16 protein-coding genes are annotated in these 26,798 nt (G+C 53.1%); 1 reads left to right on the forward strand and 15 read right to left on the reverse strand.

Annotated elements, in window-relative coordinates:
- Positions 1-12: 12 nt before the first annotated feature.
- A complete protein-coding gene (locus ABD851_RS10625) occupies positions 13-3,252 on the reverse strand; it encodes a SusC/RagA family TonB-linked outer membrane protein (protein ID WP_344979005.1) in 3,240 nt (1,079 codons plus the stop codon).
- Positions 3,253-3,489: 237 nt separating this feature from the next.
- Positions 3,490-4,563 carry a FecR family protein gene (locus tag ABD851_RS10630; protein WP_344979008.1) on the reverse strand — a complete coding sequence of 358 codons (1,074 nt, stop codon included), beginning with the start codon at positions 4,561-4,563 and terminating at the stop codon, positions 3,490-3,492.
- A 149-nt stretch (positions 4,564-4,712) separates the two neighbouring features.
- Here ABD851_RS10630 and ABD851_RS10635 point away from each other — a divergent pair, with 149 nt between their 5' ends.
- Positions 4,713-5,315: an RNA polymerase sigma-70 factor gene (locus ABD851_RS10635; RefSeq protein ID WP_344979010.1), complete on the forward strand. Its 603-nt coding sequence runs from the start codon at positions 4,713-4,715 to the stop codon at positions 5,313-5,315.
- Positions 5,316-5,352: 37 nt separating this feature from the next.
- Here the strand turns inward: ABD851_RS10635 and ABD851_RS10640 are convergent, their stop codons facing one another.
- The 13 genes from ABD851_RS10640 to ABD851_RS10700 all read right to left on the reverse strand — a co-directional run bounded on the left by ABD851_RS10640 (position 5,353) and on the right by ABD851_RS10700 (position 26,745).
- On the reverse strand, positions 5,353-6,081 hold the full coding sequence (locus tag ABD851_RS10640) for an SGNH/GDSL hydrolase family protein (protein ID WP_344979012.1): 729 nt from the start codon (positions 6,079-6,081) through the stop codon (positions 5,353-5,355).
- Between the two features lie 90 nt (positions 6,082-6,171).
- Positions 6,172-6,873, reverse strand: a complete 702-nt coding sequence (locus ABD851_RS10645) for a DUF4998 domain-containing protein (RefSeq protein WP_344979014.1) — start codon at positions 6,871-6,873, stop codon at positions 6,172-6,174.
- A 21-nt stretch (positions 6,874-6,894) separates the two neighbouring features.
- Positions 6,895-8,091, reverse strand: a complete 1,197-nt coding sequence (locus ABD851_RS10650) for a DUF5000 domain-containing lipoprotein (protein WP_344979016.1) — start codon at positions 8,089-8,091, stop codon at positions 6,895-6,897.
- A gap of 46 nt (positions 8,092-8,137) precedes the next feature.
- Positions 8,138-10,024 carry a RagB/SusD family nutrient uptake outer membrane protein gene (locus tag ABD851_RS10655; RefSeq protein ID WP_344979018.1) on the reverse strand — a complete coding sequence of 629 codons (1,887 nt, stop codon included), beginning with the start codon at positions 10,022-10,024 and terminating at the stop codon, positions 8,138-8,140.
- 10 nt (positions 10,025-10,034) lie between these two features.
- Positions 10,035-13,460, reverse strand: coding sequence for a TonB-dependent receptor (locus ABD851_RS10660; protein ID WP_344979020.1), 3,426 nt, complete (start codon positions 13,458-13,460; stop codon positions 10,035-10,037).
- 236 nt (positions 13,461-13,696) lie between these two features.
- The gene (locus tag ABD851_RS10665) at positions 13,697-14,755 is read right to left on the reverse strand and encodes a FecR family protein (RefSeq protein ID WP_344979022.1); all 1,059 of its coding nucleotides are present in this window, start codon (positions 14,753-14,755) and stop codon (positions 13,697-13,699) included.
- A 94-nt stretch (positions 14,756-14,849) separates the two neighbouring features.
- Positions 14,850-15,434 (reverse strand): RNA polymerase sigma factor, encoded by a 585-nt coding sequence (locus tag ABD851_RS10670; protein ID WP_344979024.1) that lies wholly within the window; start codon positions 15,432-15,434, stop codon positions 14,850-14,852.
- Between the two features lie 114 nt (positions 15,435-15,548).
- The gene (locus ABD851_RS10675; RefSeq protein WP_344979026.1) at positions 15,549-17,234 is read right to left on the reverse strand and encodes an L-lactate permease; all 1,686 of its coding nucleotides are present in this window, start codon (positions 17,232-17,234) and stop codon (positions 15,549-15,551) included.
- Positions 17,235-17,374: 140 nt separating this feature from the next.
- Positions 17,375-18,886 carry a BNR-4 repeat-containing protein gene (locus ABD851_RS10680; protein WP_344979028.1) on the reverse strand — a complete coding sequence of 504 codons (1,512 nt, stop codon included), beginning with the start codon at positions 18,884-18,886 and terminating at the stop codon, positions 17,375-17,377.
- Positions 18,887-18,930: 44 nt separating this feature from the next.
- Positions 18,931-20,241, reverse strand: coding sequence for a DUF4998 domain-containing protein (locus ABD851_RS10685; RefSeq protein ID WP_344979030.1), 1,311 nt, complete (start codon positions 20,239-20,241; stop codon positions 18,931-18,933).
- A gap of 35 nt (positions 20,242-20,276) precedes the next feature.
- Positions 20,277-21,455, reverse strand: a complete 1,179-nt coding sequence (locus ABD851_RS10690) for a DUF5000 domain-containing lipoprotein (protein ID WP_344979032.1) — start codon at positions 21,453-21,455, stop codon at positions 20,277-20,279.
- Between the two features lie 41 nt (positions 21,456-21,496).
- Entirely contained in the window at positions 21,497-23,395 is a 1,899-nt protein-coding gene (locus ABD851_RS10695; protein WP_344979034.1) for a RagB/SusD family nutrient uptake outer membrane protein, read from the reverse strand.
- Positions 23,396-23,406: 11 nt separating this feature from the next.
- Entirely contained in the window at positions 23,407-26,745 is a 3,339-nt protein-coding gene (locus ABD851_RS10700) for a SusC/RagA family TonB-linked outer membrane protein (protein ID WP_344979036.1), read from the reverse strand.
- Between the last annotated feature and the right edge of the window lie 53 nt (positions 26,746-26,798).

The raw sequence follows: 26,798 nt of genomic DNA on the forward strand, positions 1-26,798 counted from the left end.
GGTCTGGTTGTTTTAAAAGTTAGCATTGATCCCGAAGCTGAACACCCGCATGATGGGATAGCTTCCTGCAGTTCCTACTGAAGTTTCCACATCATACCCCTTCCAGAACTTGTCCAGCGTGAAGAGATTATAGCCGCTGACAAACAGGCGTATTCCTTTCATCTTCAGCCTGGAGGTCAGCTGATCCGGCAGCGTATAGCCGATCTGGATATTCTTCAACCGGAGATATGCGGCGCTTCTCATCCAGAAGCTGGAGACCTGCTGGTTATTGGATGCACCGAATACCAGGCGGGGATAGGCGGCGTCTTTGTTGTCCGGCGACCAGTAATCCTTATACTGTTCCTGGATGGTTCCTCCGGCTGAGGTCACATAAAAGGGCATCAGTCCGCCCCCGTAGATCAGCCCGTCTACCTTGCCCACACCCTGGAGGGAGAGGCTGAGATCGATCTGTTTCCAGGAAAGATTTATGTTTGCAGCATAGGTATAACGGGGTATCGTACTGCCCAGGATCACCTTGTCGCTTTCATTGATTATACCATCGCCGTTCTGATCTTTGTACTTGATATCCCCGGGCGCTACCGTACCGTATTGCTTGGCATGATCCTTTACATCCTGATCGTCCTGGAAGAAACCATCCGCCTGCAGTCCGAAGATGGAGTTCATCGCATAGCCTTCCCGGTTTACTGTCACATCCGACTGACTGATCCCATGCATATCAATGACCTTGTTCCGCACATCGGAGAGGTTGACCCCAATATCGTATTTAAAGTCGCCTGCTTTACCGTTATAGGCGATACCCAGCTCCCAGCCCTGGTTATTGACGCGACCGGCATTTTGAAACGGAGCGCCCAGTCCGACAATAAGCGGGATATTCAACTGAAGGAGTATATCCCTTGTTTTCCTGAAATAATAATCGGCAGTTACCGACAGATGTGAGAACAGGGAAACATCCAATCCCACATCGGTCATCTCTGTCGTTTCCCAGGTGATATTACCATTGGCCAGATCGTTCAGCGCCGCTACGCCCACGATCTCCCCGCCCAGGGAATAGGAGCCCAGCTCTACCGCAGATACCGAGGGGTAGTAACTGTCCCCGATATTCTGATTGCCCAGTCTTCCCCAGGAGGCCCGCAGCTTCAGCTCATCCACAGTGCTGCGCAGCGGCGCCATAAAATTTTCTTCCGATATTCTCCAGCCGGCAGAGGCGGAAGGGAAGAGTCCCCACTTATTACCCGGAGAAAAACGGGAGGAACCGTCATAGCGGGCATTCAGCTCCAGCAGGTATTTTTCCTTGTAGTTATAGTTAACCCTTCCGAAGAACGAAAGCAAGGACCACTCCGAAGCCGTGCCCCCGTTATTGAGATTATTCGCAGATCCTGTGTTGAGTACGGGATAATCAGGAAGCACATAACCGTCTCTGAAAGCCGAAAAATCATCGGTACGATAGCTGTTTTGTTCCACTCCACCCATTACTTTAAGGCTATGCAGCCCGAAGTTTTTATCGAAAGTAGCCGTGCCCCGCATATTATTATAGAACTCCCGCTTATCCGACACGTTCAGGGAGCTTATCGCAGGATTTATATAGGCTTTGCTACCATCCGGGAAATAGGTCTGGATGGCTTTGGTAAATTTGTTGACGTGGGTCTCCACAAATTTGGGCGCATAGGTCAGGTTGAGCGAAAGCCAGTCGGAAGGCCGGTAATTGAGGCCTGCATTGATGCTCCCCCAGGGTGCGTTAGTCCGGTTGATACCCCCGGCCCGCGCGGCCATAACGGGATTGAGCCCGATCCAGCCTTCTCCCCAGGTACCATTGGAATTGATAGCCAGCTTGTTGGGCGATATGCTGTTCATGTTGGCAAAGATGCCGTCCACACCCATAGCCGGTTCGGTGGTCTGCGGCTTTATGTACTGCAGGTCCACCTGCATATCGAGCTTTTTGGAAAGGATGATATTTGCATTGCTGCGAAGGGTCAGACGCTTGAATTCGGAATTGGGAACTACCCCCTTCTGATCGAGATACCCTACCGAGGTCAGCAGCCGGAGCTTATCCGTTCCGGCATTTACCGATACAAAATGGCTTTGCTGAAAACCGGAGCCGGTAAGCACTTTTTTCTGCCAGTCCGTATTGGGCAGGGAATCCGAGCTTCCGCTTCCCTGCGCCCGGTATTTTGCGATCATCTCATCCGAGTAAAGCGGGGTACGGCCCGCATTTTTATAGGCCACATTGGTCAGCTCCATAAAATCGGCCGCACCGGCCAGATCCGGCAGGTTAGTAGGCTGCTGCCATCCGAAATAGCCGGAGTAATTTACCGAGAACTCCTTCCCTTTTGCACGCTTGGTGGTGACCAGGATCACCCCGTTTGCTGCGCGGGATCCATATATCGCGGCAGACGCCGCGTCCTTCAATACGGTTACGGATTCGATCACATTCGGATCGATATTGTTGATCGAGCCTTCCACTCCGTCTATCAATACCAGCGGATCAGCATTACTCATTGTTCCTATACCCCGTATCCGGATGGTCCCTCCATCACCGCCGGGTTTACCGTTGCGCTGCGTGACCGTTACCCCGGGCATCATGCCTTCGAGACCGGCCGAAGTCTGAGCCAGTGGCCGCAAGCTGAGATTATCGCCGGAGATGGACGATACCGCCCCGGTAAGATCGGCTTTCTTCTGGGTACCATAGCCCACTACCACCACCTCATTGAGACCGGAAGCAGCAGGCGTCATCCTGATCTCCTTCCACTGGCCGCCGGCCACAGGTACCGTTTTTGTTTCAAAGCCGATGTAGGAAACCTCCAGCTCCGCATCTACCGGCGCCTCAAAAGTGAAGCTGCCGTCTGCTCCGGTAACGGCGCCGATATCGCTGTTTTTTACCCGGACGGAAACGCCGACCAGGGGATCTCCCTTAGGAGAGAGCACCCGGCCCCGGATCGCAGTATCCCTGGCCGTTTCATCCTGCGGCGTGATCACGATCAGCTTGTGCGAAAGAATGGTATAGGAAAGGCGGGTACCACTCAGCAGGCGCTGAAGGATATCCGGCACCGACATATTCTCCACCTGGATATCGCGGGATCCTTCGGGAAGGAGGGCGCTTTTGTACAGCAGGCTGTAATCGCTTTTCTTACCGATGTAATCAAAAATTTTTCCCAGATCGGCTTTATGGAAATGAAAGCTCAACCGTTCCTGGGAATAGCTTTTTGCGGAAACCTGCAGAAAGGTGAAGCATAAAAAGACGAACGTCAGTTTCATAATCCGCATCAGTTGCACACTGTTGCAAAAATTCCCGTCCCGGCAAGGGAACGATCTTTTTTTCATATATTTGAATTGAAAAGTGAAATAATGCCCCGTCTCCTAATCAGTCGCGGGAGGATTATTGCGTAAGCTTTTTCAGTGAAAGGAAGTGTTGCAGCACTTCCTTTTTTTCTTAAGGTACGGGCGACTTGCTCCCGTTTTTTCTCATAAAAAACAGTTTTTGAAGTCCTTATTTTACCAGATATATATTTTATTCAGGCTGTCTATGCGGTAATGAAAATCGGAGCTCAGCTGCAGGGCATGCATAACTTCATTTATCGGCTGGTTTTTGAAGGTGCCGGTAAACAGCTGCTGACGATAAAGGTCGTTTTTAAAGATGATCTTTACCCCATACCAACGCTCCAGATCGTGAGACAGCTGTCCGAGCGGCTTTTGATCAAAGGTCAGCGTATTTTCCGTCCAGGCGGTTTCTGCGAGGGGTATCTCCGTAAGGGTATCCCGGGGATGTACATCGGAAACATCAAAACGATGGAGAGGGATAACCGCATCTTTTTTTGCTGCAACCGCCGGCTCCTCCCGCCTCTTCCTGTAGAGTGTAATCTTCTGATTGGGTTTTAAAATGATCTCCCGCTGATCGTCATCATTCAGATCCACCGCTACTTTTCCGCTGATCAGGGTGGTCTCCACCCTATCGTCCTCAGGATAGGCCTTTACATTCAGCGAGGTGCCCAGCACCCGCACTACGGCGTCGTTCACGCGTATGATAAAAGGGTGGCTGGGATCTTTCTTGACCTCGAAAAAACCTTCGCCCTCCAGCGTTACCACCCTGCTCCCATCTGTAAACCGGTCCGGGTACTGAAGCCGGCTGTGCACGTTCAGCCTTACCCGGGTGCCGTCAGGCAATACCACGGCCGTGCGGGAGCCATTATCCGTAGTGATCTCATTTTTCAACGCCGCCTTTTCATAACGACGGACCACATAAACGCCGGATGCTGCCAGCAGCAGTAAAAAACCGGCAGCCAGCGCTGATATATGCGGTCTTGCCCACCACCGTTTTTTTAAGGGCGGCTCCGGACGCCGGCTTTCGAGGTATTGTTCGATAGCGCTCCAGCCATGTTGCAGGAGCTCATTCTCTTCTTCCGCGGTAATGGCCTCCTGCTCGCGGCATTCTTCGAGCCGCTCCATGATCGTATAGGAATACTGTAATCCCATATCCTGCTCCACCAGCTCGCGCAGTCGCCGCAAGTCTTCTTCGGAAGCCTCCCCGGCCTGCTTCCTCGCCATTAATATCCATATCTCATCTGTCATCTTTCATACGCTTTTCCCTCCTGCCCGGTGGCAGGCAGTGCCCGTTGCTGCTGTGTCTTCTATATAAGGACAAAAAAATGCGGCAAAACCCCCAAACATCAAAAAAATATTTTGCATCCCGGGAAATTTTATACTTTGGAACCCGGATTATGCCGCAGGCGTTACGCAACCAGATGGATAAAGCATACATATATGAGCTGTTTGCCGAAGTAGTTGAAAGAGATGACGAAGTTGCTTTCCGTCAGATTTACCAACGGCTCTTCATTCCCCTGTTCCGGTTTTCGCTTTCACTGGTCAAATCCAAAGAAGCGGCAGAAGAAATCGTCCAGGATGTTTTCCTGGGCTTATGGAAAAAAAGAAAACAGCTTTTACCGGTAAAAGACATCCCCACTTATTTATTCGTATCGGTCAAAAACCGGGCGCTCAACCAGCTGAAAAAAGACGCTGCCAAAAACGAGATCTCGCTGGATGAGCTGGGCGAGGTCAACCTCACCTTTACCGCCGATCCGGAACAGCTCCTGATCACCGGCGAGCTGCTGCGCAAGCTGGACAGGACTATTGCCGCCCTGCCCCCGAAATGCCGCCTCATCTATATGCTGGTCAAGCAACACGGCCTGAAGTATCACGAGGTGGCCCAGGTGCTGCAGCTTTCTGCCAAGACGGTGGAGAACCAGCTGGCCATTGCCATGAAGAAGCTGGTGCAGTCGCTCAGCTTCTCAATGGAGCAGCATACGGTAAAAAGAAACCGCTAACCGCGCCCGTGACGAAGCAAGCCCTACAAAAAACAGCTTAGGCAAGCAGCCTTTTCAGATAAGCCGGATAGCTTTCCTTATCGGTACCCCCGTCGCCATGGGTGATGCTGTCCCCGAAGCAGACAATAGATTCCCGGATCAGCCCGTTATACCGGATATGATCGTATACGGCAAGCCCCATAAACCGGTATCCTTCCGGCGTGGGATGTATGCCATCCGTCATATGGCTGTTCACCTCATTCCGGATCAATGATATCTTGCCCGTGCCCACCCGGCCGGCCCGCTCAAAAAGCCCGCCCATATCCAGCAGGGACACCCGCTGCTCCCTGGCTACCTTTGCAATGGTCCCGTTTACCGCCGCCCTTCTTCCGGCCGGACCTTCGGCCCCATAGAAGGACGCAGGGTGACGGGTAAGCAGATAAGGCTCATAAAAGGGAAGGATGGTCATCAACAGGACCTTGCTGCGCTGTTTCTTGACCATCTTTATAATCTTCACCAGATTCTCCCGGTACTCTTCCAGGGGAACGTATTTGCGGCTGTTCATATCATTGGTCCCTACCATCAGCACCACCAGCCCCGGCCGCTGAGCCAGGCAGTCTTTGTCTATACGCCGCAGGAGGTCCCGCGTATTGTCCCCTCCCACCCCGGCATTTATCACGCGGGAAGCTGCGGTCCGGGCGGGAAAAGTGCCGTCCTCAAAGGAAGGAAGGGCGAAAAGGCCCAGGCCTCCGAGGGCAGTATTCAGTAGAAAATCTCTTCTTTGCATGGTTTTGTTTTTGAAGGTCGTTCCCCGGTCATGGCCGGGCTCCGGGACAAAAATAGCGATCGCGATCCGTCATTCCGATTCGTTTTCTTCCTATGGAGCGGGAGGCTGAAACGTCAGGCTGCGGTAGGGAGTATAAAATGTATCCAGGGCTGCCGGCACCGGCAGAAAAAGGGTACGGTACTGCAGGGTGTCGCCCTGCGGATATCCCACCCATGTTGTCACGGCCTCCCCGTAAGGCACAAAAAGGGTCTGCAGTACACCGGCATCATCATGATAGCGAAGCTCGGTGCCCAGGGAAGTCTCCACAGAATCGCCCCACTCCACCCGGGATGCGCCGTTCTCCAGCAAAGCGCTTTTTACCAGCCGGTCCGGCAGGGAGGCAATATAGGCCTCCCCGTAAACACGGCCTTCTGTTTCCGTCTTGACCGAGGCACGTCCTTTGCCGTCATAGCTGTATATCTCAAAAGAATAGGATCCTTCTTCCAGCTTGTCCACAATCACGTTTACCGTATCTGTGCCTGAGCTGCCCTGTACGGGTATCTCCAGGGAATCCTGCCTGTTGTTCCAGAATACGATACATTTCCTGATGCTGGGATCGGAAAATAAAAGCCATGAAAGCTTTATGCGGTTCTTCCCCGGGAATACCTTTACGGAATCCGCTTTACCCGGGTAGGTGATTTCCCCGTCCTTTACAAATCCGCGATAGCTGTCGTCCATCTTGCTGCAGCCTGCAAAGGCCACGCAGACAAGGGCAATTATCAGGAGCGGCTTACTATAATCAAATTTTTTCATGAAGTTTCTTTAAGATAAATGTTATTCAGGCTGTCCGTAAAAAGTCAGTTCGGCCATCCACATATAGTCCGCATTCCCCCAGGTCTGCAACAATTTTATGCGGATATACCGTACGGCCGGCGCATCGATCGGGAAGGTAAATTCCTGCCCCGCCTGCGCCTTGGCAATATCGTCGTTGGTATTCTGCCCGATCGGCGATCCGGAAGGCTTTATCGATTCGCAGTCCAGCAGCTTTACCCAGCCGTCATAGCTACCGTCGGGAGACGGGTTATTACTGCCCCATATCTCCCAGAGCTTCGGGTCGCCGGCGCTATAGAGCAGATTATTCTCGTCAAAAGCGCCCCGTTGTACCATCGTATAGCGGCTCAACTTGGCTGCCGTACCCATATCAATGGTAACCTGCTGTGGTATCCCCGATCCGTTTACCGTACGAAACCAGGTGTTGGAGCTGCTCTGTCCGCCCGAGACCTTATCATTCCACAGATTGGTGATAGGGCCGGAGGGAAACGTGGAAGCATCATCGGGGAGCGACAGCCCCTTAAACTTCTTCTTATCCAGCTGCTCCTCGTACAGGGGGGTAAGCTCCCTGGCTATGGTGTCGGAACGGTTATCCCAGCGATCGCGCACACAAAGGCCGAACCATCTTTTTTCCGCATCAAAACCCCGGACGGAGAACTGCCCCTCTTTCAGGCTGGTGTAGTAAATATCGGCGGTCACCGTTTCCCCGAGAGAGTCTTTGGTCAGCACGCTGATCACGATATTGGCGGAATCCTCGTTTTTGAAGTTTACCGTGATTCCCCCAAAGTCTTCCTGGAACCGCAGCGACTTATAGGCATCCAGCACGGGGGGCGACAGCGGCTTTACCTTTATACTGACCGGCTCGGATCTCACATCACCGCGGCTTACGCTGTACAACTTTATCTCGTGCTCGGCCGTATCCCCGAACCCTTCTACGGTCAGGTAATTGTTGTAATAGGTGGCAATGGCCTGCTGGGTTTTGCCGGGCCGGATATCGTACTCGGCTTTTACATACAGCAGGGCGGGATCGTCGGGGAGCTTATAGCTTATCCGGGCTCCGCCATGCAGCGGCACGGCTTTCAGCTCCGATACCTGTGCCGGAACCGGGCCGCCTTCGGAGAGAGGCCCCAGCTTTTCCTCTTTACATCCTGCCAGCAAGATCAGCAGCAGTGCAGACAGAAAAAAATATCTATAGTGCATAAGTATAAAATTGATTGATCATGATCCTTGGCTGAATGGCATTCGCTCACCAGCCCGGGTTCTGCATAAGGTTACTGTTTACGATAAGGTGCTGTTCTTTTACGGGCCAGAGATAGTCGCGCTTTTTAAATATCGGACTGAAAAGCACCCTTACCTGGTAATAATTCGATTCGTCTTTCCCGGTATAGTTCCATCCCCTTACCGGCTCGTTCATCACCTCTTCGGCTTCCTTCCACCTTCTCAGGTCCCAGAAACGCTGCCCTTCGAAGGCCATCTCTATCAGGCGTTCCTGGTGTATGATCTTTCTCAGCCCGTCGCGGGTCTGATATTCACCGGGGCGGTTGGAATACTGCGTCCAGGATTCTTCCACGGACGGCAATCCTGCCCGCTGGCGGACAAGATCAATCCATTTATACGTTTCGCCCCCCGGCCCGCTCACCTCATTCAGGGCCTCGGCATACAACAGATAGAGGTCGCCCAGCCGCATCACCGGCCAGGGATAGTTCTGAAAGGTCAGCTGCTCGGCATTGGAAACATCCAGGTAGTTGACCAGCTTCTTGGGCCAGTATCCGGTAATGGAGAAGCTGAAGGCATGGTTATTGGCCGTCTGCCCCAGCTTGGCCGCCACATATACATTATCCGTGTCGCCATACCGCCCCTGCCCGTACCATCTTCCTCCGTCAAACCCCAGATCTGCATAAAATCGGGGCTCGCGGTCGAAGTTGAGCACCGCCGTGGTATAGCCTTCTTTTATATAAAGCTGTTCATCGTGCGTGGCCGTCCGCAGCTTGTAGCGGTTGTTGTAATCCCAGCTCTTATCTTCCGAAATAGGCACGCCGTTTTTGGTATAAAACAGCTCTGCTATTTTCAACGGCGGCGCGAAGGTGGACTTGGGGACCACCTTTTGCCCGGCATACAGAAAAGGCAGGGATTCCCTTTGGAGGGAAGACGCCACATTATCCGTACTGGCCCAGATAATCTCCGGATTCCATTTCTCACAAACGGCGTTGCGGATATTCATCTCCGTCTTGGTCGCTTCCGAAATATTGGCCGGCACAAAGGCGGCAGGTGTGTAATAGTATAACTTTTTGCCTGCGGCCTGACAGGCGTCTATGGCCTCCTTACAGGCATCCGCAGCCCGCTGCCATTTTCCGGGATCGGCTTCCTGGCTGAAGAGATGCAGGCCTCTTTTGTCCACGAAATCCGCATAGTCAGGGTTGCCGTTGAAGAGCGGACTGGCAGCCATGACCAGGAGCCTTGCCTTGATGGCAAGCGCCGCCGGCCGGGTAATCCTTCCCTGTTCGGATATTTCGTCGGTGATGATATCGGGCAGGTCGGCCGCGGCCTGGTCCAGCTGGCCGGCGATATAATTCACGCAGGAATCCACAGGCTCCCGGTATACCCGCACGGCCTCGGGACCGCTCGAGATGGGCAGGTTCTTATCCGTAATGGGAACAGGACCGTACATACGCAGCAGGAAAAAGTGGTAATAGGCTTTTAAAAACCTGGCTTCGGCTGCCCAGCGTTTCTTTTCAAAATCGTCCATATCCGGTACGCTGCCGATATTCTCCAGAAAAGTATTGCAGTCCCGTATGGCGACAAAAAGGTTTCTCCCCCCGTTTCCGCCACTCCAGTAATCACTGTAAGGATCCACAATATTCTGAAAGCCCATGGCGATCTGCCAGGCAGGTTTTGAGGTGGTCGCATCAAATTGGTTGCACCAGATCTCGTCGCCGCCCAGGAACACCGGATAATTATAAGGATCGGCAAAATGAGGCTGATAGCTGTATAGGGTAAACAGGTATTTTTCCGCCGTGCTGCGCATGCGGAAGGCATATTCCACCGTAGCTATATTATCGGGCACAATATCCAGATAGTGGCAGGAGCACAGGGAACAACAGGCTATAAGGATGAATCGTTTTATATTTCTCATGTCTTTTATTTTAGAAGGAAACCTGGACACCGATATTGGTGACCCTTTGCACGGGATAACCGAGGCCGTTACCCCCCATTTCCACATCCCAGAGTTTGAATCTGCTAAAGCAAAGCAGGTTGATACCGCTCAGATAAAAACGCGCTTTTTCCACATGTATCCGCTCCGTCAGCCGTTGGGGAAGCGTATAGCCAAATTCGACGGTCTTTAGCCTGAGGAAAGATCCGTTCCGCATAAACCAGGTGCTGGTCTGCGTATTGTTGTTTATCGTTCTCGTGCTGAGCCGCGGCCACAGGGCGTACAGGTTGCGGTTGTCTTCGGACCAGTGATTGTCTGCATAGGCTTTCAGCAGCTGGTTCTGCAGGGTAATGCCCGGCAGCTCGTCATCGGAATAACGGTAGGCGACAAACGGCGCGGTGGCCTTGGGATCTATCCAGAAAGATTCGCGGCCGAGGCCCTGGAAGAAACAGGACAGATCGAAGGCTTTATAGCCTACAGAGAACCCGAACCCGTAGACGATCTCAGGCGTGGTAGGATATCCTATCGGCACCTGGTCCAGCGTGGTAACCTGTCCGTCTCCGTTGACATCCCGGTATTTGATATCGCCGGCGCTGTATTCCCCGAAGCTCTGCAGGGGAGAATTGGCTACTTCCGCATCGTCGGCAAAAAGCCGTTCTGCAATATAGCCCCACTGCTGGGAGAGGGACCAGCCCGTATGATAGAGATATTTCTCGGTATAATCCGGCTCTTCATATACTTTGTAGGCGCTGGTGGCATAGGTGAAATTGGCCCTGCCCTGGATCCAGAAATGCTGACCGATATACTGGTTATAATCTACCGAAAGGTCGATCCCTTTCCCGACGGCCTGCCCGATATTGGCCTTTATGTCTGCCGTATTCAGCACGCCGATGGTAATGGGGATATAGGACCGGGTCATCAGGATATTTTTCCGGTGCTCCCGGTAAAGGTCCAGCTGCACGTTCACCTTATCCCATAACCCCAGCTCTATTCCCAGGTTGGTTTTCGTCGCCGTCTCCCAGGTGATGCTGCTGTTGCCGTAGCGGTTTACGGAAATACCGTTGCGGGAGTAGCCGTTGTCGGTCCCGAACACCGACGCGCGGCCGGCATCGTCCATGTTCACATCAGAGAGGTAAAAGAAACGGTCCTGCGGATCCCCGATGGCGTCGTTACCGACCAGGCCGTAGGTCGCCCTTATCTTCAGGTTGGAGACTACCTGCTTATAAGACTCCCAGAAGGGTTCGTTGGATACGTACCAGGCGGCCCCCACAGAAGGGAAAAAGCCAAAGCGCTTGTCCTTGTAAAACCGTTCCGACCCGTTGTACCCGAAATCAAATTCTCCGAAGTAACGGTTGTCGTATGAGTAGGTGAAGCGGCCGGACACCCCGATGTTCCGGTGCGGCAGGGAAGCCTGGAGACTGCTGACATTGGCCTGTACCTGGTTGTTCAGCAGGAACACCAGCATGTCGCTGATGTTGTGCTTATCTCCGAAAGTACGGTTATAGTTTACAGAAGCCTGTATATAGGTGGTTGAGTTTACCTGCTTGGGGTCTTCGGCGTAATCCAGGTAATCCGTTCCGTCGTTCTCGTTGAGCAGGGTGAGGTTATAGGCATCTTTCACCTTGTCATAACCGCCCACCTGGTACCAGAACGGCTTATAAGCTCTTGCAACGCCGAAGTAAGACTGGCGCGTGGTATTGAATATCCCGTTCAGGGTAAGTCCTTTGGCCAGGAACGAAAGGTCCTGTTTCAGCTCAAATTGCGCGAGCACCAGGGTCTTTGTATAATCTTTATACCCTTTTACCATATCCGCATAAGGGTTCAGATAGTTACCGTCGGCATAGTTGCCGAACATGATGTGCTGCACAAAAGCATGGGCGTCATCCATGGGGAAATAGGCTGGGAACAGCACGGGATTGGCCCGCATGACCTTCTTATACATATCCGTCCCCCCGTTTATCGGACCTGTATAATCATCAAAGGTGCCATATAGCTTGATCCCTACTTCGGTGGATTTGGTCAGGTTAATGTTTACATTGGAACGCAGCTCATATGTCTTGAGGTTGATGTTGCTGTTGAAGTTATTGCGCTTATCTACCTTCAGCACCCCATGATCCTGGTTGAGCGTGGCGGCCAGGTAATACCGGGCCACTTTTCCGCCGCCGTTCACATTGAAGTTTACCCGCTGGTTCATGGTATAGTCCTTGAAAAGCTCGCTGCGCCAGTCGGTAGCCGGATAAGCATAGGGGTTGGTACCCGCAAGGGTATTATCGATCTTGCTCTGGGGATAGAGCAGCACGCCCAGCGCATCGCGGGTCAGCACGGCTTCATTGGCGAGATTCATATACGTTACCGGATCGGCAAATTCCACATTCTTCGTGGGGGCGGACACGGAGTTTTCGATACGGACGGATACTTTTGCCTTTCCTTCCACCCCTTCTTTCGTGGTGATCAGGATTACCCCGTTGGCGCCGCGGGCGCCATACAAAGCGGTAGCCGTCGCATCCTTCATGATGGAGAAGCTGGCAATATCATCAACCTGCAGCCGGGCCAGGTCGGTGGAAGAAAGCTCGATGCCATCGATAAGGATGAGCGGATCTTTTTTATAACCGAAGGTGGTCACCCCGCGAATAAAGAAGTCCGCATTATCGGCACCCGGTTCGCCGCTGCGCTGATAGGCGATGACGCCGGCCAGTCTCCCGGCAAGGGCGGTGGTGAGGTTGCTGGCCGGCACTTTCAGCTCGGCCGGGTTGATGGTGGTCATAGCGCCCACTACCTCCTGCTTTTTCTGCGTACCAAAAGCCACTACTACCACATCATTCAGCTGGTTGGAGGAAGGACGCAGCGTGATGTTGATGATCTCCTGCCTGTTCACGGGTATTTCCTGGGGATCAAAGCCCACCATTCTGAACACTACGGTAGCCTGGTCCGGCACGTCGAGGATATACTTGCCGTTAAGATCAGTGGAAGTGGCCACGGTAGGGTCATTTTTCACAGACACCGTTACGCCGGGAAGGGGCGCTCCGGTACTGTCTGTTACCGTACCCCTGATTTCCTTGTTCAGCGACAGCATCTTTTTGCCATAGCGTATAAACGGCGTCTCCGGCTCCTTCCCGGGCTTCCGCGTTACCACTACCATCTTTTTGTCGAGCAGCCGGTAAGTAAGATCCGTACCGGAAAGGGTTTGCCGCATGACGTCTTCAAGCGCGGCATTTTTCAGAGAGAGGCTTACCTTCTTATCCCCGGGCAGGATATCGTCGTTATAGATAAGCCGGTAATGGCTGTTGTGCTGTATGGTTCTCAGCACCACTTTTATGGCCACGTTCTCCAGGGAGATGCTGATCCGTTCCTGGGAATAACCCGCAGCGGTCACCTGCATAAAGCCCAGTGTAAGAAACAAAACGGTCAGTTTCATCATCAACAGAACATTAACAAAGCCCCGGGAACCGGAAACGGCTTTGAACGGTCGCTTTTTTTTCATATTTTTAACACAGATTATGGATGGTAAATGCAAACCGGTTACCTTAACACGAACGCCGGTTCTGTTTTCCGCCAGGAGGGAGATGCACCACCATCTCCCTTTCATAAAGCTTTGGATACGTATTGATCAGGTCATCATGGTTATTTTATGGGTGAAGGATAAATTCCGTACGCTCAGCGGCCGATCCACACTTCCCTGTCTTCTATCCGGAAGGTAAAATGACGCGACAGCTGCATGGCTTCCAGCGCTTCCCGTAGTGTTTCCTTATCGATCACTCCGGAGAAATGAAGGTCCCGGAGGCTGTCACTGCCGAAATGAAAATGGATGCCGTACCAGTCGTCCATGCGCTGGGCTATGACCCCAAAGGATTCATTGTCAAAAGCCAGCTTTCCTTTCATCCAGGCGGTCTCCACTGCCTCCCCCTGCTTGTCTCTGGCGAGGGGAAGAATGGTATAGACCGGCTTCCCTTCTTCCGGGTCCGGAAAGCGGTCTATCGGTAAAAGAATTTTATGATTGGGTTTCAGCAATACCCGGCGATCGGGGTCTCCGGCATAGGACAAGGCTATCTTTCCCCGGATAAGAGCGGCCTCTACGTTCTTTTGTCCGGCATAGGCCTTTATATTAAAAGCAGTACCCAGCACCTGGATGTTGACCTTACCCGCATGGATCACAAAAGGCAGCTTTTCGTTTTTGGTTACATCAAAAAACGCTTCGCCGGTAAGCGTCACCTCTCTGCTGTTTACATTAAAATCATGATTATCGTATACCAGCCGGCTCTTTTCGTTGAGCCACACCTGAGTGCCGTCAGGAAGCTCCAGCTTCGACTTGGCCAGGGGCTGAGTGGCAATGCGGTTTACCCGGGCGTCCGCCTCTGCAACCGGAGCGGCGGGTTTCCGTGCATTCTTATGCAACAGGTAAATGCTTCCGCCCAGCACGGCAGCCAGCAGACATGCGGCCGCCGCCAACCGGCGGCTCATCCGGAAAGCAGGCTTACGCCGGCCGGCTCCTGCAGCATCGCCCATCCTCGCCTTGACATGTTTCCATACGGTATCCTCGCTTTCCTCATCGGGCAATGCCTTCAGGGGAGTCTCCCATAGCCGGTGGATCAGCTCTCCGGAGAAGTCCTGTACTCCCTCTTCCCGCATAAGCCTTTCCAGCTCGGACAATTCCTGTTCCGAGGCCATACCACTCTCCTTTTTACCCAGTAATATCCAGAAACGGTCGTCTTTCATCGTGTAAGGCAAAGAAACTAATGCCGCTTGGCACAGCTTAATTATACAAGACAACCAAAAATGCGTATTACCCCCAAAAGATCGGAAAATTACCTCAACGTTCCCGTCTTACCGGGGTGGCGGACATGCCGGCAGGAAGGTGCAGCTGCATAGCGGCGTGAAGCTTTTTCAGCGCGATACCTACCTGGTTCTCTACGGTTTTTAAGGAGATGTCGAGCAGCTCGGCTACCTCGCGGTATTTCAGCCCGTCTTCCTTTACCAGCTTAAAAACAAGGCGGCATTTTGCCGGCAGCTCGTGGATGGCCTGATTGATCCGGTTGAGCACCTCGCGGGTGATCATCATATCTTCCGGAGTGGCATCCACTGCAAAGGGGGGTACATAGATGTCATCCAGCTGCAGGGTCGTCCTTTTTCCGTATTTGCGGATATAGTTGAAGCTGATATTCCGCGTCGTAACATAGAGATACCATCTGAAGTTCTCCACATGCGCCAGGCTGTCCCGTTTTTCCCAGATGCGGATAAAGACGTCTTCCACGACTTCTTCGGCCTCCTCGCGGGAATGGACCATGGCCCGGGCCAGCTGCAATAATTTATTGCCCAGCAGGTCATACAATTCTTTTAAAGCCGTAGGATTATTCCGGGAAAGCTGGTATTGTATGCAGGACAGATCAGACGCCATAGGCAAGAGGACTTCGGCGCTAATATAATAATTAATTCCAAAAAAGTTTTTTTCAGAAAACAACAGACCCGCCCTAACCCCGGGGGCGGCGCAGGGCTTTCACCGGAACTGCTGTTATTCTCCGACCGCAGACGCCGACCGCTCTTTTGAAGGCAGCAGGGACGGCGCTGTTGTAACCGCCTTCTCCGGCATGGACGGAACGGTCCATTTCAGATAATAAGCTTGCGCAAAGGTAAGCAGGGCGATAAAGAAGAGCATAAAAAGGCTGTGCTTTACCGTAAAACGGAAAAGACGGGCTTCTTTTCCGATAAGACCTACGGCGGCGGTGGCCACAGCTATCGACTGCGGGGAGATCATTTTGCCCACTACTCCCCCGGAGGAGTTAGCGGCTACCGTTACTACAGGGCTTACGCCTATCGAGCCGGCGGTAGCATACTGAAGCTTCCCGAACAGGGCATTGGAAGAGGTGTCCGAACCGGTGATAAAGACACCCAGCCAACCCAGCACAGGCGCAAAGAAAGGATAAAGGAATCCGGTGCCGGCCAGGGCATTTGCAATCGTAATGGTAATGCCTGAGTCATTGACAATATAGGCAAATGCCAGGATAGCGGCTATGGTCAGGATGGGATATTTCAGCTGCCTGAGGGTATCGGCAAACAGCTTCATTCCTTCTTTGAAGGTCAGGCCGGCCAGCGGCAGCGCCAGCAATGCCGAGACCAGTGCGGCGGTACCTGCTGCGGATAAAAAGTTAAAATTAAATACATGAGGCAGCAGGTTGTTTTTGTAATCCCTGATCACCTGATCGATGCCGGGTACTGCAAACTTAAAGCTTGCCGCGTCCAGCAAACGCCTGACCGGCGGCAGCCCCCACGCAATGATGATGACGGTCAGCAACAGGAAAGGCGACCAGGCGCGCAGCACCTGCGCCGTGGAATAGGTCATCTTTTCGGCTGCGGGGCCTTCTTCACCCTGGAACCGCCATACGCGCCGGGGCTTCCAGTATTTCAGAAAAGCAGTCAGGCATACAATAGATCCTATACCGGCAATAATATCGGGAAGTCCCGGTCCGAGGTAGTTGGAACAGGACCATTGCAGCACCGCAAACGATATCCCCGATACCAGGATCGCCGGCAGCACCTCCATAGTCCGCCTGAACCCCGCGATCAATATGACCAGGTAAAAGGGAAGCGCCAGCGATAAAAGGGGGAGCGTCCGGCCTATCATCTGCGACAGGACCAGCTCGGGTATCCCGGAAACCTGCGAAGCCACGGTAATGGGAATACCGATTGAGCCAAAGGCCACCGGCGCCGTATTTGCAATAAGGCATATCCCGGCCGCGTAAAAGGCATCGAAGCCCAGGCCGGCCAGCAGAGCTGCGGTAATCGCCACAGGAGCGCCGAAGCCTGCCGTCCCCTCCAGAAAAGCGCCGAAGGAAAAAGCGATCAGCAACGCCTGCAGCCGCCTGTCCGGCGTAATGGCCGCCATGGAATGTTTGATGATCTCGAACTGTCCGCTTTTGAGGGTAATATTGAACAAGAATATAACCGTTATCACGATCCAGCAGATGGGGAATATCCCATACAGGGCGCCATGAACGGTAGACAAAAGCGCCAGCTTTACCGGCATCCGGTAGATCAGCACGGCAATCAGCAGGGCAACGGCAAGCCCCATCAGGCTGGCTTTGTAGCCCTTTACCTTTTTGATGATCAGCACCCAGAAGATAAAGACGATCGGAATAACGGCGATCAGGGCAGACAAGACAAGATTGTGCAGCGGATCAACGGGCTGGCTCCAGGTCATGATGGTTCTTCTTTGTATACTGCGGTAAACGGATGAAAAAAGGCGGGCAGCCCACTGCCCGCCTCAATGACTAAACGTCTCCAAAATAATACATTTCCGGCACTTGTCGCAGGGACTGCGGCAGGTGCCGGAGATGATGATCATTTTGCAAAAACACGAACCGGCTTTTCTTCCTGTTTTTTCATGTGCTCCGGCAGCATGAACACCCGGCCCTGCTTGTCGCAGAAATACAGGTGGGAAGCCGAGGGCTTCCTGCCGTTGCCGTCTGCCCAGAAGGCATAGAACTCCGGGTTGGCATCGACCGGCCGCCGCGGGTAGCTCTGGTTGTTCTCTGCGCCCGGCGTCAGCTCCTTCAGCTTCTCCCAGTGACGGCCCTGATCCCGGCTGGTCCACATCACGATCGAGCCGCCGGTGTTATAAGCCTGCGGACCGGGATCGGTCGGGGCAATGATCCGCCAGGTACCGTCATCTTCTATGTAAAGCGAGCCCATGTCATAGTTGTTGTCCGAAGCGGTCACTGGCAGGATCTGCCAGCTGCCACCCGTCCAGTGTGCCGTATACCACTGCTGGGGACCGTTCTCCGGACCCGGTTCCCAGCCCTTGGTGGTCTCGTACAGGATCACCGGGTTGTCTTCACGGTCGAAGTTCAGGTCGTTGATATAGACCTTCAGCCCTTCGGCGGCATAGTCATGGATCAGCGCCGGGTTATGGATCTCCCGCAGCGGCAGGGCTATGGCCTTGCCGTCGGCCGTCTTCCAGCTTTGGCCGTGATCGTCGGTGAAGACATAGTACAGGTTGGTCCGGTAGTCCAGTCCTGCCCCGGTCTTCCGGGTAGGATGGTAGTTGAAGGAGGTGCCGATACGGTTGCCTTTTTTGCCGCTGGTCTGATAATGCCCTTCCTCAATGTTGGCGATGTCTTTCCATGCCGACCAGTGGATGCCGTCGGGGCTGGTCATGTAGCCGATCACCCGGCAGCCTCTTTTGCCGTATTTCAGCTGCTGGGTCTCGTAGTGGGTAAAAAGACCGGTAAAGCCGTGATCGTCGTAATACATCTGCAGATAGGAGAAGTTGTTCATCGGCACTTCCCTGCCGTCGACCAGCTTGACGGGCCGGATCTGCTCAAAGCGGCTGATGTCGTAAGGCTTTAGGCTGCGGTGGATAAAGGAAGGCCGGCCGGTGCCGTGGGCGGTGGAGAAGATCCAGATATAGCCGTCCTTGTCCACCTGCAGCACCGGGTTGTCATGGGCGTCGCCGGTGGCCTTGTCCAGCAGGATGGTGGGACGCGATACCTTGCCGTTGCGGTGGTTGAAGTAGCCGACCTCGTGGTAGAGCGATTTGCCGTCATGGCCGGTGCCGCCGTAACAGAAGAAGGTCTTTTTTACTTTGGGCACATATACCGAGAAGGGATAGTGATTGGAGGGATAGGTGGCCATGCCGCCGGCATATTTATAGACGTAGGGGTTGTCCTTCAGGTGACCGATGAAGTACCATATCCCCCGGTAGCCGTCGTCCTGCTTATCGATGAACCGGGCCGACTTGTAGGAATAAGGGTCTTTAGCCGGGGGGGCGGAGGGATTTTGCGCTAAGGATAGCACCGGCAGGGATACCAACAAGGTTATCCAATACCTGCATCTCAAGATACTTGCTCTCATCATTTGGGTTTTATTAATTAATAAACATCATCTGCCTGTTATTATTAGTTCGTCCAGATGGCTAAAGCAGCTATATTCACAAAGCCCCGGCCCGCAGCATCCCAGTTCTTCAACACTTTGATCCGCAGATACCTGACCTTCCCTGCATCGTTAAAAGAGAATTCATGTCCTGCCTCTGCCGCGGCTATATCTTCTGCTGTATTGTCGCTTCTGGTCGCTCCTGAAGCGATCGTGTTTCCTGATGGCCTTTCCACCTTACAGGACTGTAACAATACCCAGCTGTCGTCAAAATCACCGCCATGATCATCCGGATTGTAATCCGGATCCGGATTCAGCGAACCCCAGACCTCAAACTCCATTACATTACCTCCCGCATACAGACGGACCGCACCAGATTCTGTATTTCCTCGCTGAAACAGCTTCATCTTGGTCAGCGCATACGCTCCTCCCAGGTCAATCGTGAACCATTGTGGCATAGCATGTCCGTTCACCAGAGAGATATAAGTATTGACGTCTGTTATGGCGTCGGCATTGGTCCAGATTTTGTCTACCGTACTGGTAGCTGCGTTGGGTTCGTCATAATCGCCCGGAAGCGGGTATAAGCTGAATCCGGATTTGTCCAATTCAGCCTCAAACATCTTTGCATCCACTGTGACCGTCTCATATGCCGTATAAAAAGTATCGATCGCCAGGGAGTCCGGCAGATACAGGGTCCGGTAGCGGAAAGTGCCGCCCGCCGGGAAAAGGGCCAGCCGGGTGGTATCATTTTTGGCCGTGGTATCGGCATGGGCCGGGAAAAACAGGTTTTGCTCCGCCCCTCCTGCATCCGTATAGGTTATCTGGTTACCGATAACATCTTTGTCGCCATCCTGCCATGCCAGCACCAGCGTATCATCCTTTACCAATGTGTCCTTTATGGCCTGGCTCAGCAGCGACGCCTGGTAAAGGTCGCCATATACGGAAGCCACTACCTCCGAGCTCACAGAGGAGCGGCCGGATGCCCCATATGTGAAGACCTCGAAGGTATAGGCGCCTTCGGCGATATTGCCGACCATCACGCTTACGGGAGCGGGAGCCGCGATGTCCTTCACATCCACCTCCACGGAATCCTGCCGGTTGTTCCAGTAAATCTTACAGGTGTCGATATGCGGTCCCGGCAGCAGTATCCAGGACAAACGGATGCGGTTCCTCCCGGGATAAGCCTTCAGCGAATCGGCTTTGCCGGTATATATCTTTTCCCCGCCCTGGAGAAAATCGCTGTAGGTAGCATCTATCTTACTACAGGCAAAAAAACCGCAGCTGATGACGAGTCCCCAGATCAAGGGATACAGGTATTTATGACAGGTTGTTCTCATGGCATTCTTTTTTTGTATTCATCCGATAGGCACCCTTATTGTTCCGGCGCCCCGAAAAGATCCATTTCCGTAAGGGTGATGTGGGTTACGTTCCCCCAATTCTCCAGCGTCTTCCACCGGATGTAACGTACCGGCGGAGCGTCGGGAGGAAAGGTGAATTCCCAGCCTGCATTTACAAAATCCAGATCTTCCTGCGAGTTGGTTCCTACCGGTAAACCGGAGGGCTTGATGGATTCGCACCTCATCAGCAGCGTCCAGCTATCCCAGCTTCCGTCGGGCGCAGGGCTATTCGATCCGTAGATTTCCCATTTCTTCACGGCGCCCGACTGGTACAAAAAGCGACTGCTGGTCCGCGTCCATACCACCATACGCGACAGCTTGGACTTTATACCCAGGTCAAAGGTGAACCACTGCGGAAGTCCGAATCCCGGCAGGGTTGTAAAATCATTCTCGCTGCGGGAATCGTCCCAGAGATGTTCCATTACCTGGGCGCCGTTCTGATTGGCTTTATTGTAATCGGTAGGCAGATCCACCTTGCGGAACTTGGTCTTGTCCAGCTTTGCCTCAAACAAAGGGGTCAGCTCCTCAAAAAGGGTATCGCTCAGGTTGTTCCATCGGTCCCGGACGTATATCCCGAAAGTCCGCTTCACGGTATCGTATCCCCGGACATAAAAATCGCCGGCTATCCGGGAGGTATAAAAGGTTTCGGCAGGAGACATTTCCCCCAGGGAATCCGGTGTGATCACGACGATGGCGATATTGGCCTCCGTACTGTTCTTCATGGACAACCCCATACCGCCAAAAGAGGCCGCCATGGATAACGATTTGAAAACATCATAAACAGGCGGTGTCTTGGGATGCACGGTAATTTCAACCGGAGTAGATTTATTCAGCCCGCGGTCTACGGCATACAAGGTCACATTATGTGTGCTGCTGTCGCCAAATCCTTCCAGCATCATATAATTCTTGTACAGGGAGGAACGCGCTATTCTTTCCTGCCCCTCACGGATATCATAATGCGCTTCCACATACAGCATATCCTCGTCTCCCGGCGCTTTGTAGGTCAGTCTTGCTGCACCGGGCAGGTTCTCCACCTGTACATCAGACACCGGTCCGGGCGCCTTCCCGTCATTCTCGATGGGTGAGGTCTTGTCTTCCTTGCAGGCCGCCAGGCTCAGCAGGACGAAGATGACCGGAAAAAAACGTTTATACATAGCTCATGTCTTACGGATAAAAAAAATTTCGAAGGTCTGTTTTACCAGCCCGGATTCTGAACCAGTTCCTTGTTGACAATAATGTCCTGCTGCTTGATCGGCCACAGATAGTCGCGCGTCTTGAATACCTGGTCAAAAAGCACCCTTTCGCGGTAATAAGCCGCATCGGCCTCCTGGTTGATATCCCAGCCCCGGACAGGACTGTTCATGACGCTCAGCGCTTCTTTCCACCGGCGCAGATCCCAGTAACGCTGCCCCTCAAAGGCCAGTTCTATCAGCCGTTCCTGGTGGATGATCGCCCGCAATCCTTCTTTTGTCTGATACTTACCGGGATTCGTGGAAAAGTTGGTCCATGATTCGGCAACAGGCCTGAGACCTGCCCTGCTGCGCACCGAGTCGATCCACCGGTAAGCCGCTGTGCCCGGCCCGTCTTCCTCGTTCAATGCTTCGGCATACAAGAGGTAGAGATCGGCCAGCCGGATAACGGGCCAGGGATATTGCTGCACGGTATAGGTGTTACCCGTACCGATAACATTCTGATAGTGCACCAGCTTTTTGGGCCAGTAGCCGGTAATATTATACCGGGTGTTGGTGATCGGTGCGGAGGACTGGCCTGATTTCGCTTCCAGGTGCCAGGTATCTTTATCATCATATCTTCCCTGCCCGTACCAGATGCCGCCGTCGAAGCCCAGGTCTGCATAAAAGCGGGGTTCCCGGTCGAAGTTCAGCGCGGCGGTGGTATAGCCTTCGGCAATATTGTATTTGTCGGCTGCTGTCGCCATTTTCAGGTTGAGGCGTCCGGAGTAATCCCAGGTTTTATCTTCCGTGATGGGCACGCCATTCCGGGTATAGAACAGCTCGGCAATCTTCAGGGTGACACCCAGGTTGCCATGGGTGTTCTGGTTGGCCGGATTGGAAGGATCCAGACCGGTGGGCGTCGCTTCACGCTGTATACTATTTCCCATGCTGTTGGTGTTGCCCCAGATGATCTCGGAGTTCCATTTTTCACAGATGCTGTTGCGGATACTCATCTTCGTCACCGTGGAGTCAGACAGGTCGTAAGTGGCGATGTCCTGCTGGTAGCGATACAGCTTATAGCCGATGGCGTGACAAAGATCTATCGCCGCTTTACAGGCTTCGGCAGCTTTCTTCCACTTATCCGCATCGCTTTCCTGGCTGAACAAATGCATGCCCCTGCTGTCTGTGACGTTGGCATAATCGGGGTTGCCGTTAAACAGCGGACTTGCCTCGGTGGCGAGCACCCTGGCTTTAAGGGCCAGCGCAATGGGCTGGGTGATCCGCCCCAGCTCGGAAGTCTCATCCTCCAGCCGCTCGGGCAGAAAGGGCACCGCCTCATCGATCAGGCTCACGATGTAGCTGAAACAGGTATCTACCGGTTCCCGCCAGAGCTTCACCGCTTCCGGAGAGCTCGATACCGGCAGGTTTTCCTTGATCAGCGGGATAGGGCCGTACATGCGGACCAGCCAAAAATCGTAATAGGCTTTCAGAAACTTGACCTCCGCAGCCCAGCGGGCCTTTTCCACCTCTTCCATATCGGGTACCGTATCAATATTTTCCAAAAAGATATTACAATCGCGTATCCCTTTGAAAAGCGGAGTTCCCGCCTGCGCCCCGTCCCAGAAGTTGGCGTACGGATCTACGATATTCTGATTCCCGCGGGCAATATTCCAGGCCGGCGCGGAAAAGCCCAGAAAAGGGTAAGAAAACCAGAACTCGTCCCCGGCCGTAAACGCCGGATTGGCAGACGGGCTGCTTTGAGCAGGCATATAGGAATAGCAGGTGAACAGATATTTTTCCGCTTCATTCCGCATCCGGAAGGCATAGTCGATGGTGGCGATGTTATCGGGAACAATATCGAGGTAGTTGCATCCGCATAATATGCCGATACATAAAACGGCAGTTATCTTCAAGTGCTTCATGTGCTTTATTTTTAAAAGGATACCTGGGCTCCGATATTCACGACCCGTTGTACAGGATAACCAAGCCCGTTGGCCCCCATTTCCACATCCCAGAGCTTGAATTTGCTGAAGGTGAGCAGGTTGGTGGCATTCATATAGATCCGCAGGTTCTCCACATGGATCCTTTTGATCGCCTGCGGCGGCAGCGAGTAGCCTATCTCTACCTGTTTGAGGCGGAGAAAAGTTCCGTTGCGCTGAAACCAGGTGCTTCTTTCGGTATCATTTCCATTAACGGTTGAGCTTAAGCGGGGCCAGAGGGCATATACGTCGGGATTATCTTCAGACCAGTGACTGTCTGCGTAGACCTTCAGCAGCGCTCCTTCCTGGTCAAAAGGAATGGTAGACCCCGGATTGCTCGTGGCATTGTATTTCTGGGTATTGATCCAGAACGATTCGCGGGCGAGCCCCTGGAAGAAGAAGGAAAGATCAAATTGCTTATATCCTGCGGAAAGCCCGAATCCGTAAACGATCTCCGGATCGGTGGGATAACCGATCGGCACCATGTCCAGCGTGGTGATCTGCCCGTCCCCATCCACATCGCGGTACTTGATATCCCCACCTCCGTATTCTCCAAAATTCTGATGTGGCGAATTGGCCGCTTCTTCGTCGTCTACAAACAGTCGTTCGGCAATATATCCCCATTGCTGGGACAGGGAATAACCGACATGCGACAGCCATTTCTGATCATAGTCCGGCTCTTCATATACCTTGAACTCGCTGGTGGCATAAGTAAAGTTCGCCCTGCCTTTCAGCCAAAGGTTTTTCCCGAAATACTCTGAATAATCCACCGAGGCATCTATCCCCCGTGAAGCCGCTTTCCCGACGTTGGCCCGGACAGGGGCGGACAAGCCGATATAGGTGGGAATATAAGAGCGCGTCATCAGGATGTTGGTACGGTATTCGTCAAAAAAATCGGCTTCTATATTTACCTTATCGAACAATCCCATATCGAAGCCAATATTGGTTTTATAGGCGGTTTCCCAGCTGATGTCGGTATTGGCATAACGGCTTACGGTTACGCCGGGACGGGAGTAGGTATTGTCCCGGCCGAAAATCGCGCTTTTATCGGCATCGTTGAGGCTCACCTGCGACAGGTAGAAGAACCGGTCTTCCGGTGTGCCGATAGCATCATTACCGACCAATCCGTAGGTGGCCCTGAATTTCAGGTTGGAGATGACATGATTCAGCGGTTCCCAGAACTTTTCTTTGGACAGATGCCAGGCCACACCCATGGAGGGGAAAAAACCAAAGCGGTGGTTTTTATAAAACCGTTCCGAGCCGTTATACCCGAAATTGAATTCGCCGTAATAGCGCCCGTCATAAGCATAGGTAAACCTGCCGGAGAGCCCCAGGTTGCGCGATGGCAGGGAAGTCTGCAGGGAACCGGCATTACCGGTGAGATTGTTCTGCATAATAAAGACCAGCATCCCGCTGAGGTTATGCCTGTCATGCAAGGTGCGGTTATAGTTTGCCGCGGCTTCCAGGTAAACGGTGGAGCTCACTTTCTTGGACCCTTCCGAGTAATCGAGGTATTCGCTACCCCCTTCTTCATTCAGCGGGGCTAAAATATAGGAGTCCGTGAATTTATCATATCCGCCTATATTATACCAGAAAGGCTTGTATGACCGGTTTACATCAAAATAGGACGACCGGGTAGTATTGGCAAGGCCCCTTACAGACAGCCCTTCCGTAAGAGAGGAGAGGTCCTGCTTTACTTCAAACTGCGCCAGCACCTTTGACTGGGAATAATTCTTATACCCCTTGACAAGGTCTGCATAGGGATTGATATATTGTCCCTGGTCGTAATTCCCGAAAAGGATATGCTGGGTGGTCAGGTTTGCCTTGTCCGGGGGATAGTATGCCGGAAAATAAGTGGGGTTGGTATGCATCACCTCTCTATAGATGGCGGCGCCGCCGTCTATGGGTCCGGTATAATCGTCAAAGGTGCCGGACAAACGCACGATGACCTCGGTAGACTTGGTAAGCTCGATATTGACGTTAGAACGCAGGGAGTAGGTCTTTAGATCGATATTGCTGTTAAAGTTATTCCGCTTGTCGACTTTCAGCACGCCGTTGTCCTGGTAAAAGGTACCGGAGAGATAATAGCGCGCCACCTTACCGCCGCCGGTCATATTGACGTTGGCCCGCTGGTTCATGGTATAGTCCTTAAAAAGCGCCTTGCGCCAGTCGGTGGCCGGATAGATGTAGGGGTTAAGCCCTTTGGCCGTATTGTCGATCTTGTTCTGTGAATAAGGCAGTATCCCCAGCGGGTCCCGGGTCAAAACGGCTTCGTTGGCCAGCTTCATATAAGTAACCGGATCGGCCAGCTCCACATTCCGGGTCGGGCTGGACATGGAATTTTCTAACCGTACGGATATCTTGACCTTCCCTTCAACCCCTTCCTTGGTGGTGATCAGGATCACCCCGTTGGCGCCCCGCGCACCGTATAGCGCAGTGGCCGTGGCGTCCTTCATGATGGAAAAGCTGGCGATATCATCCGGCTGCAGCCGCGCCAGGTCGGTGGTAGTGACCTCGATGCCGTCGATCATGATCAGCGGATCTTTTTTATATCCGAAGGTGGTCACCCCGCGGATAAAGAAATCAGCATTATCCAGGCCCGGCTCGCCGCTGCGCTGATAGGCGATCACGCCGGCCAGCCTCCCGGCAAGGGCCGTGGTGAGGTTACTGGCCGGCACCTTCAGCTCGGAAGGATTGATCGTGGTTACCGCCCCTACCACATCCTCCTTTTTCTGGGTTCCGAAGGCCACCACTACTGTTTCATCAAGCGAATTGGAGGCGGGCTTCAGCTTTACATCGATGACCTCCCGCCCGCGCACCGAAAATTCCTGCTGGTCAAAACCGATCATCCGGAAAACCAGCACCGCATCCTCCGGTACATCCAGGATATACTTACCGTTGAGGTCGGTAGTGGTGCCGATGCTCGGCTTGTCCTTTACGGTAACCGTTACACCGGGAAGGGGAGCGCCGGTACTGTCGGTAACCAGGCCGCTCATCCTTTTATCAGGCTGCTTCTCCGCGGAGGCGGGGCGGGATTTGACAGCGATCTTCTTACCGATACGCTTAAACTCCACGTTGACCTCCCGCCGAAGATGATAAAGAAACTCGTCCAGCGACTTCCCCTTTGCCGCAAGCGGCACAGACTGCGCTATGTTTACATTGGCCGCATCAAAATAAAACTGAACGCCATATTCATGCTCAGCTGTTTTGAAAGCTTCCTGCAGGCTTATACTATCCGGCGTCTTGGTTTGCGGCACAACCCGGAGGGGAAAACAGAAAATAAGGAGGAGCATGCCGCCGGCTATGCGCCATATATATTGCCTGTGTAAAAGGAGGAGTGGAAAAA

The organism is Compostibacter hankyongensis (assembly GCF_039541075.1).
Classification (GTDB): Bacteria; Bacteroidota; Bacteroidia; order Chitinophagales; family Chitinophagaceae; genus Compostibacter; species Compostibacter hankyongensis.

Excerpts from the sequence above, each read along its gene's own strand:
- ABD851_RS10625 (WP_344979005.1), bottom strand. The coding sequence starts at position 3,252 with ATGAAACTGACGTTCGTCTTTTTATGCTTCACCTTTCTGCAGGTTTCC.
- ABD851_RS10630 (WP_344979008.1), bottom strand. The coding sequence starts at position 4,563 with ATGACAGATGAGATATGGATATTAATGGCGAGGAAGCAGGCCGGGGAG.
- ABD851_RS10635 (WP_344979010.1), top strand. The coding sequence starts at position 4,713 with ATGCCGCAGGCGTTACGCAACCAGATGGATAAAGCATACATATATGAG.
- ABD851_RS10640 (WP_344979012.1), bottom strand. The coding sequence starts at position 6,081 with ATGCAAAGAAGAGATTTTCTACTGAATACTGCCCTCGGAGGCCTGGGC.
- ABD851_RS10645 (WP_344979014.1), bottom strand. The coding sequence starts at position 6,873 with ATGAAAAAATTTGATTATAGTAAGCCGCTCCTGATAATTGCCCTTGTC.
- ABD851_RS10650 (WP_344979016.1), bottom strand. The coding sequence starts at position 8,091 with ATGCACTATAGATATTTTTTTCTGTCTGCACTGCTGCTGATCTTGCTG.
- ABD851_RS10655 (WP_344979018.1), bottom strand. The coding sequence starts at position 10,024 with ATGAGAAATATAAAACGATTCATCCTTATAGCCTGTTGTTCCCTGTGC.
- ABD851_RS10660 (WP_344979020.1), bottom strand. The coding sequence starts at position 13,460 with ATGATGAAACTGACCGTTTTGTTTCTTACACTGGGCTTTATGCAGGTG.
- ABD851_RS10665 (WP_344979022.1), bottom strand. The coding sequence starts at position 14,755 with ATGAAAGACGACCGTTTCTGGATATTACTGGGTAAAAAGGAGAGTGGT.
- ABD851_RS10670 (WP_344979024.1), bottom strand. The coding sequence starts at position 15,434 with ATGGCGTCTGATCTGTCCTGCATACAATACCAGCTTTCCCGGAATAAT.
- ABD851_RS10675 (WP_344979026.1), bottom strand. The coding sequence starts at position 17,234 with ATGACCTGGAGCCAGCCCGTTGATCCGCTGCACAATCTTGTCTTGTCT.
- ABD851_RS10680 (WP_344979028.1), bottom strand. The coding sequence starts at position 18,886 with ATGAGAGCAAGTATCTTGAGATGCAGGTATTGGATAACCTTGTTGGTA.
- ABD851_RS10685 (WP_344979030.1), bottom strand. The coding sequence starts at position 20,241 with ATGAGAACAACCTGTCATAAATACCTGTATCCCTTGATCTGGGGACTC.
- ABD851_RS10690 (WP_344979032.1), bottom strand. The coding sequence starts at position 21,455 with ATGTATAAACGTTTTTTTCCGGTCATCTTCGTCCTGCTGAGCCTGGCG.
- ABD851_RS10695 (WP_344979034.1), bottom strand. The coding sequence starts at position 23,395 with ATGAAGCACTTGAAGATAACTGCCGTTTTATGTATCGGCATATTATGC.
- ABD851_RS10700 (WP_344979036.1), bottom strand. The coding sequence starts at position 26,745 with ATGCTCCTCCTTATTTTCTGTTTTCCCCTCCGGGTTGTGCCGCAAACC.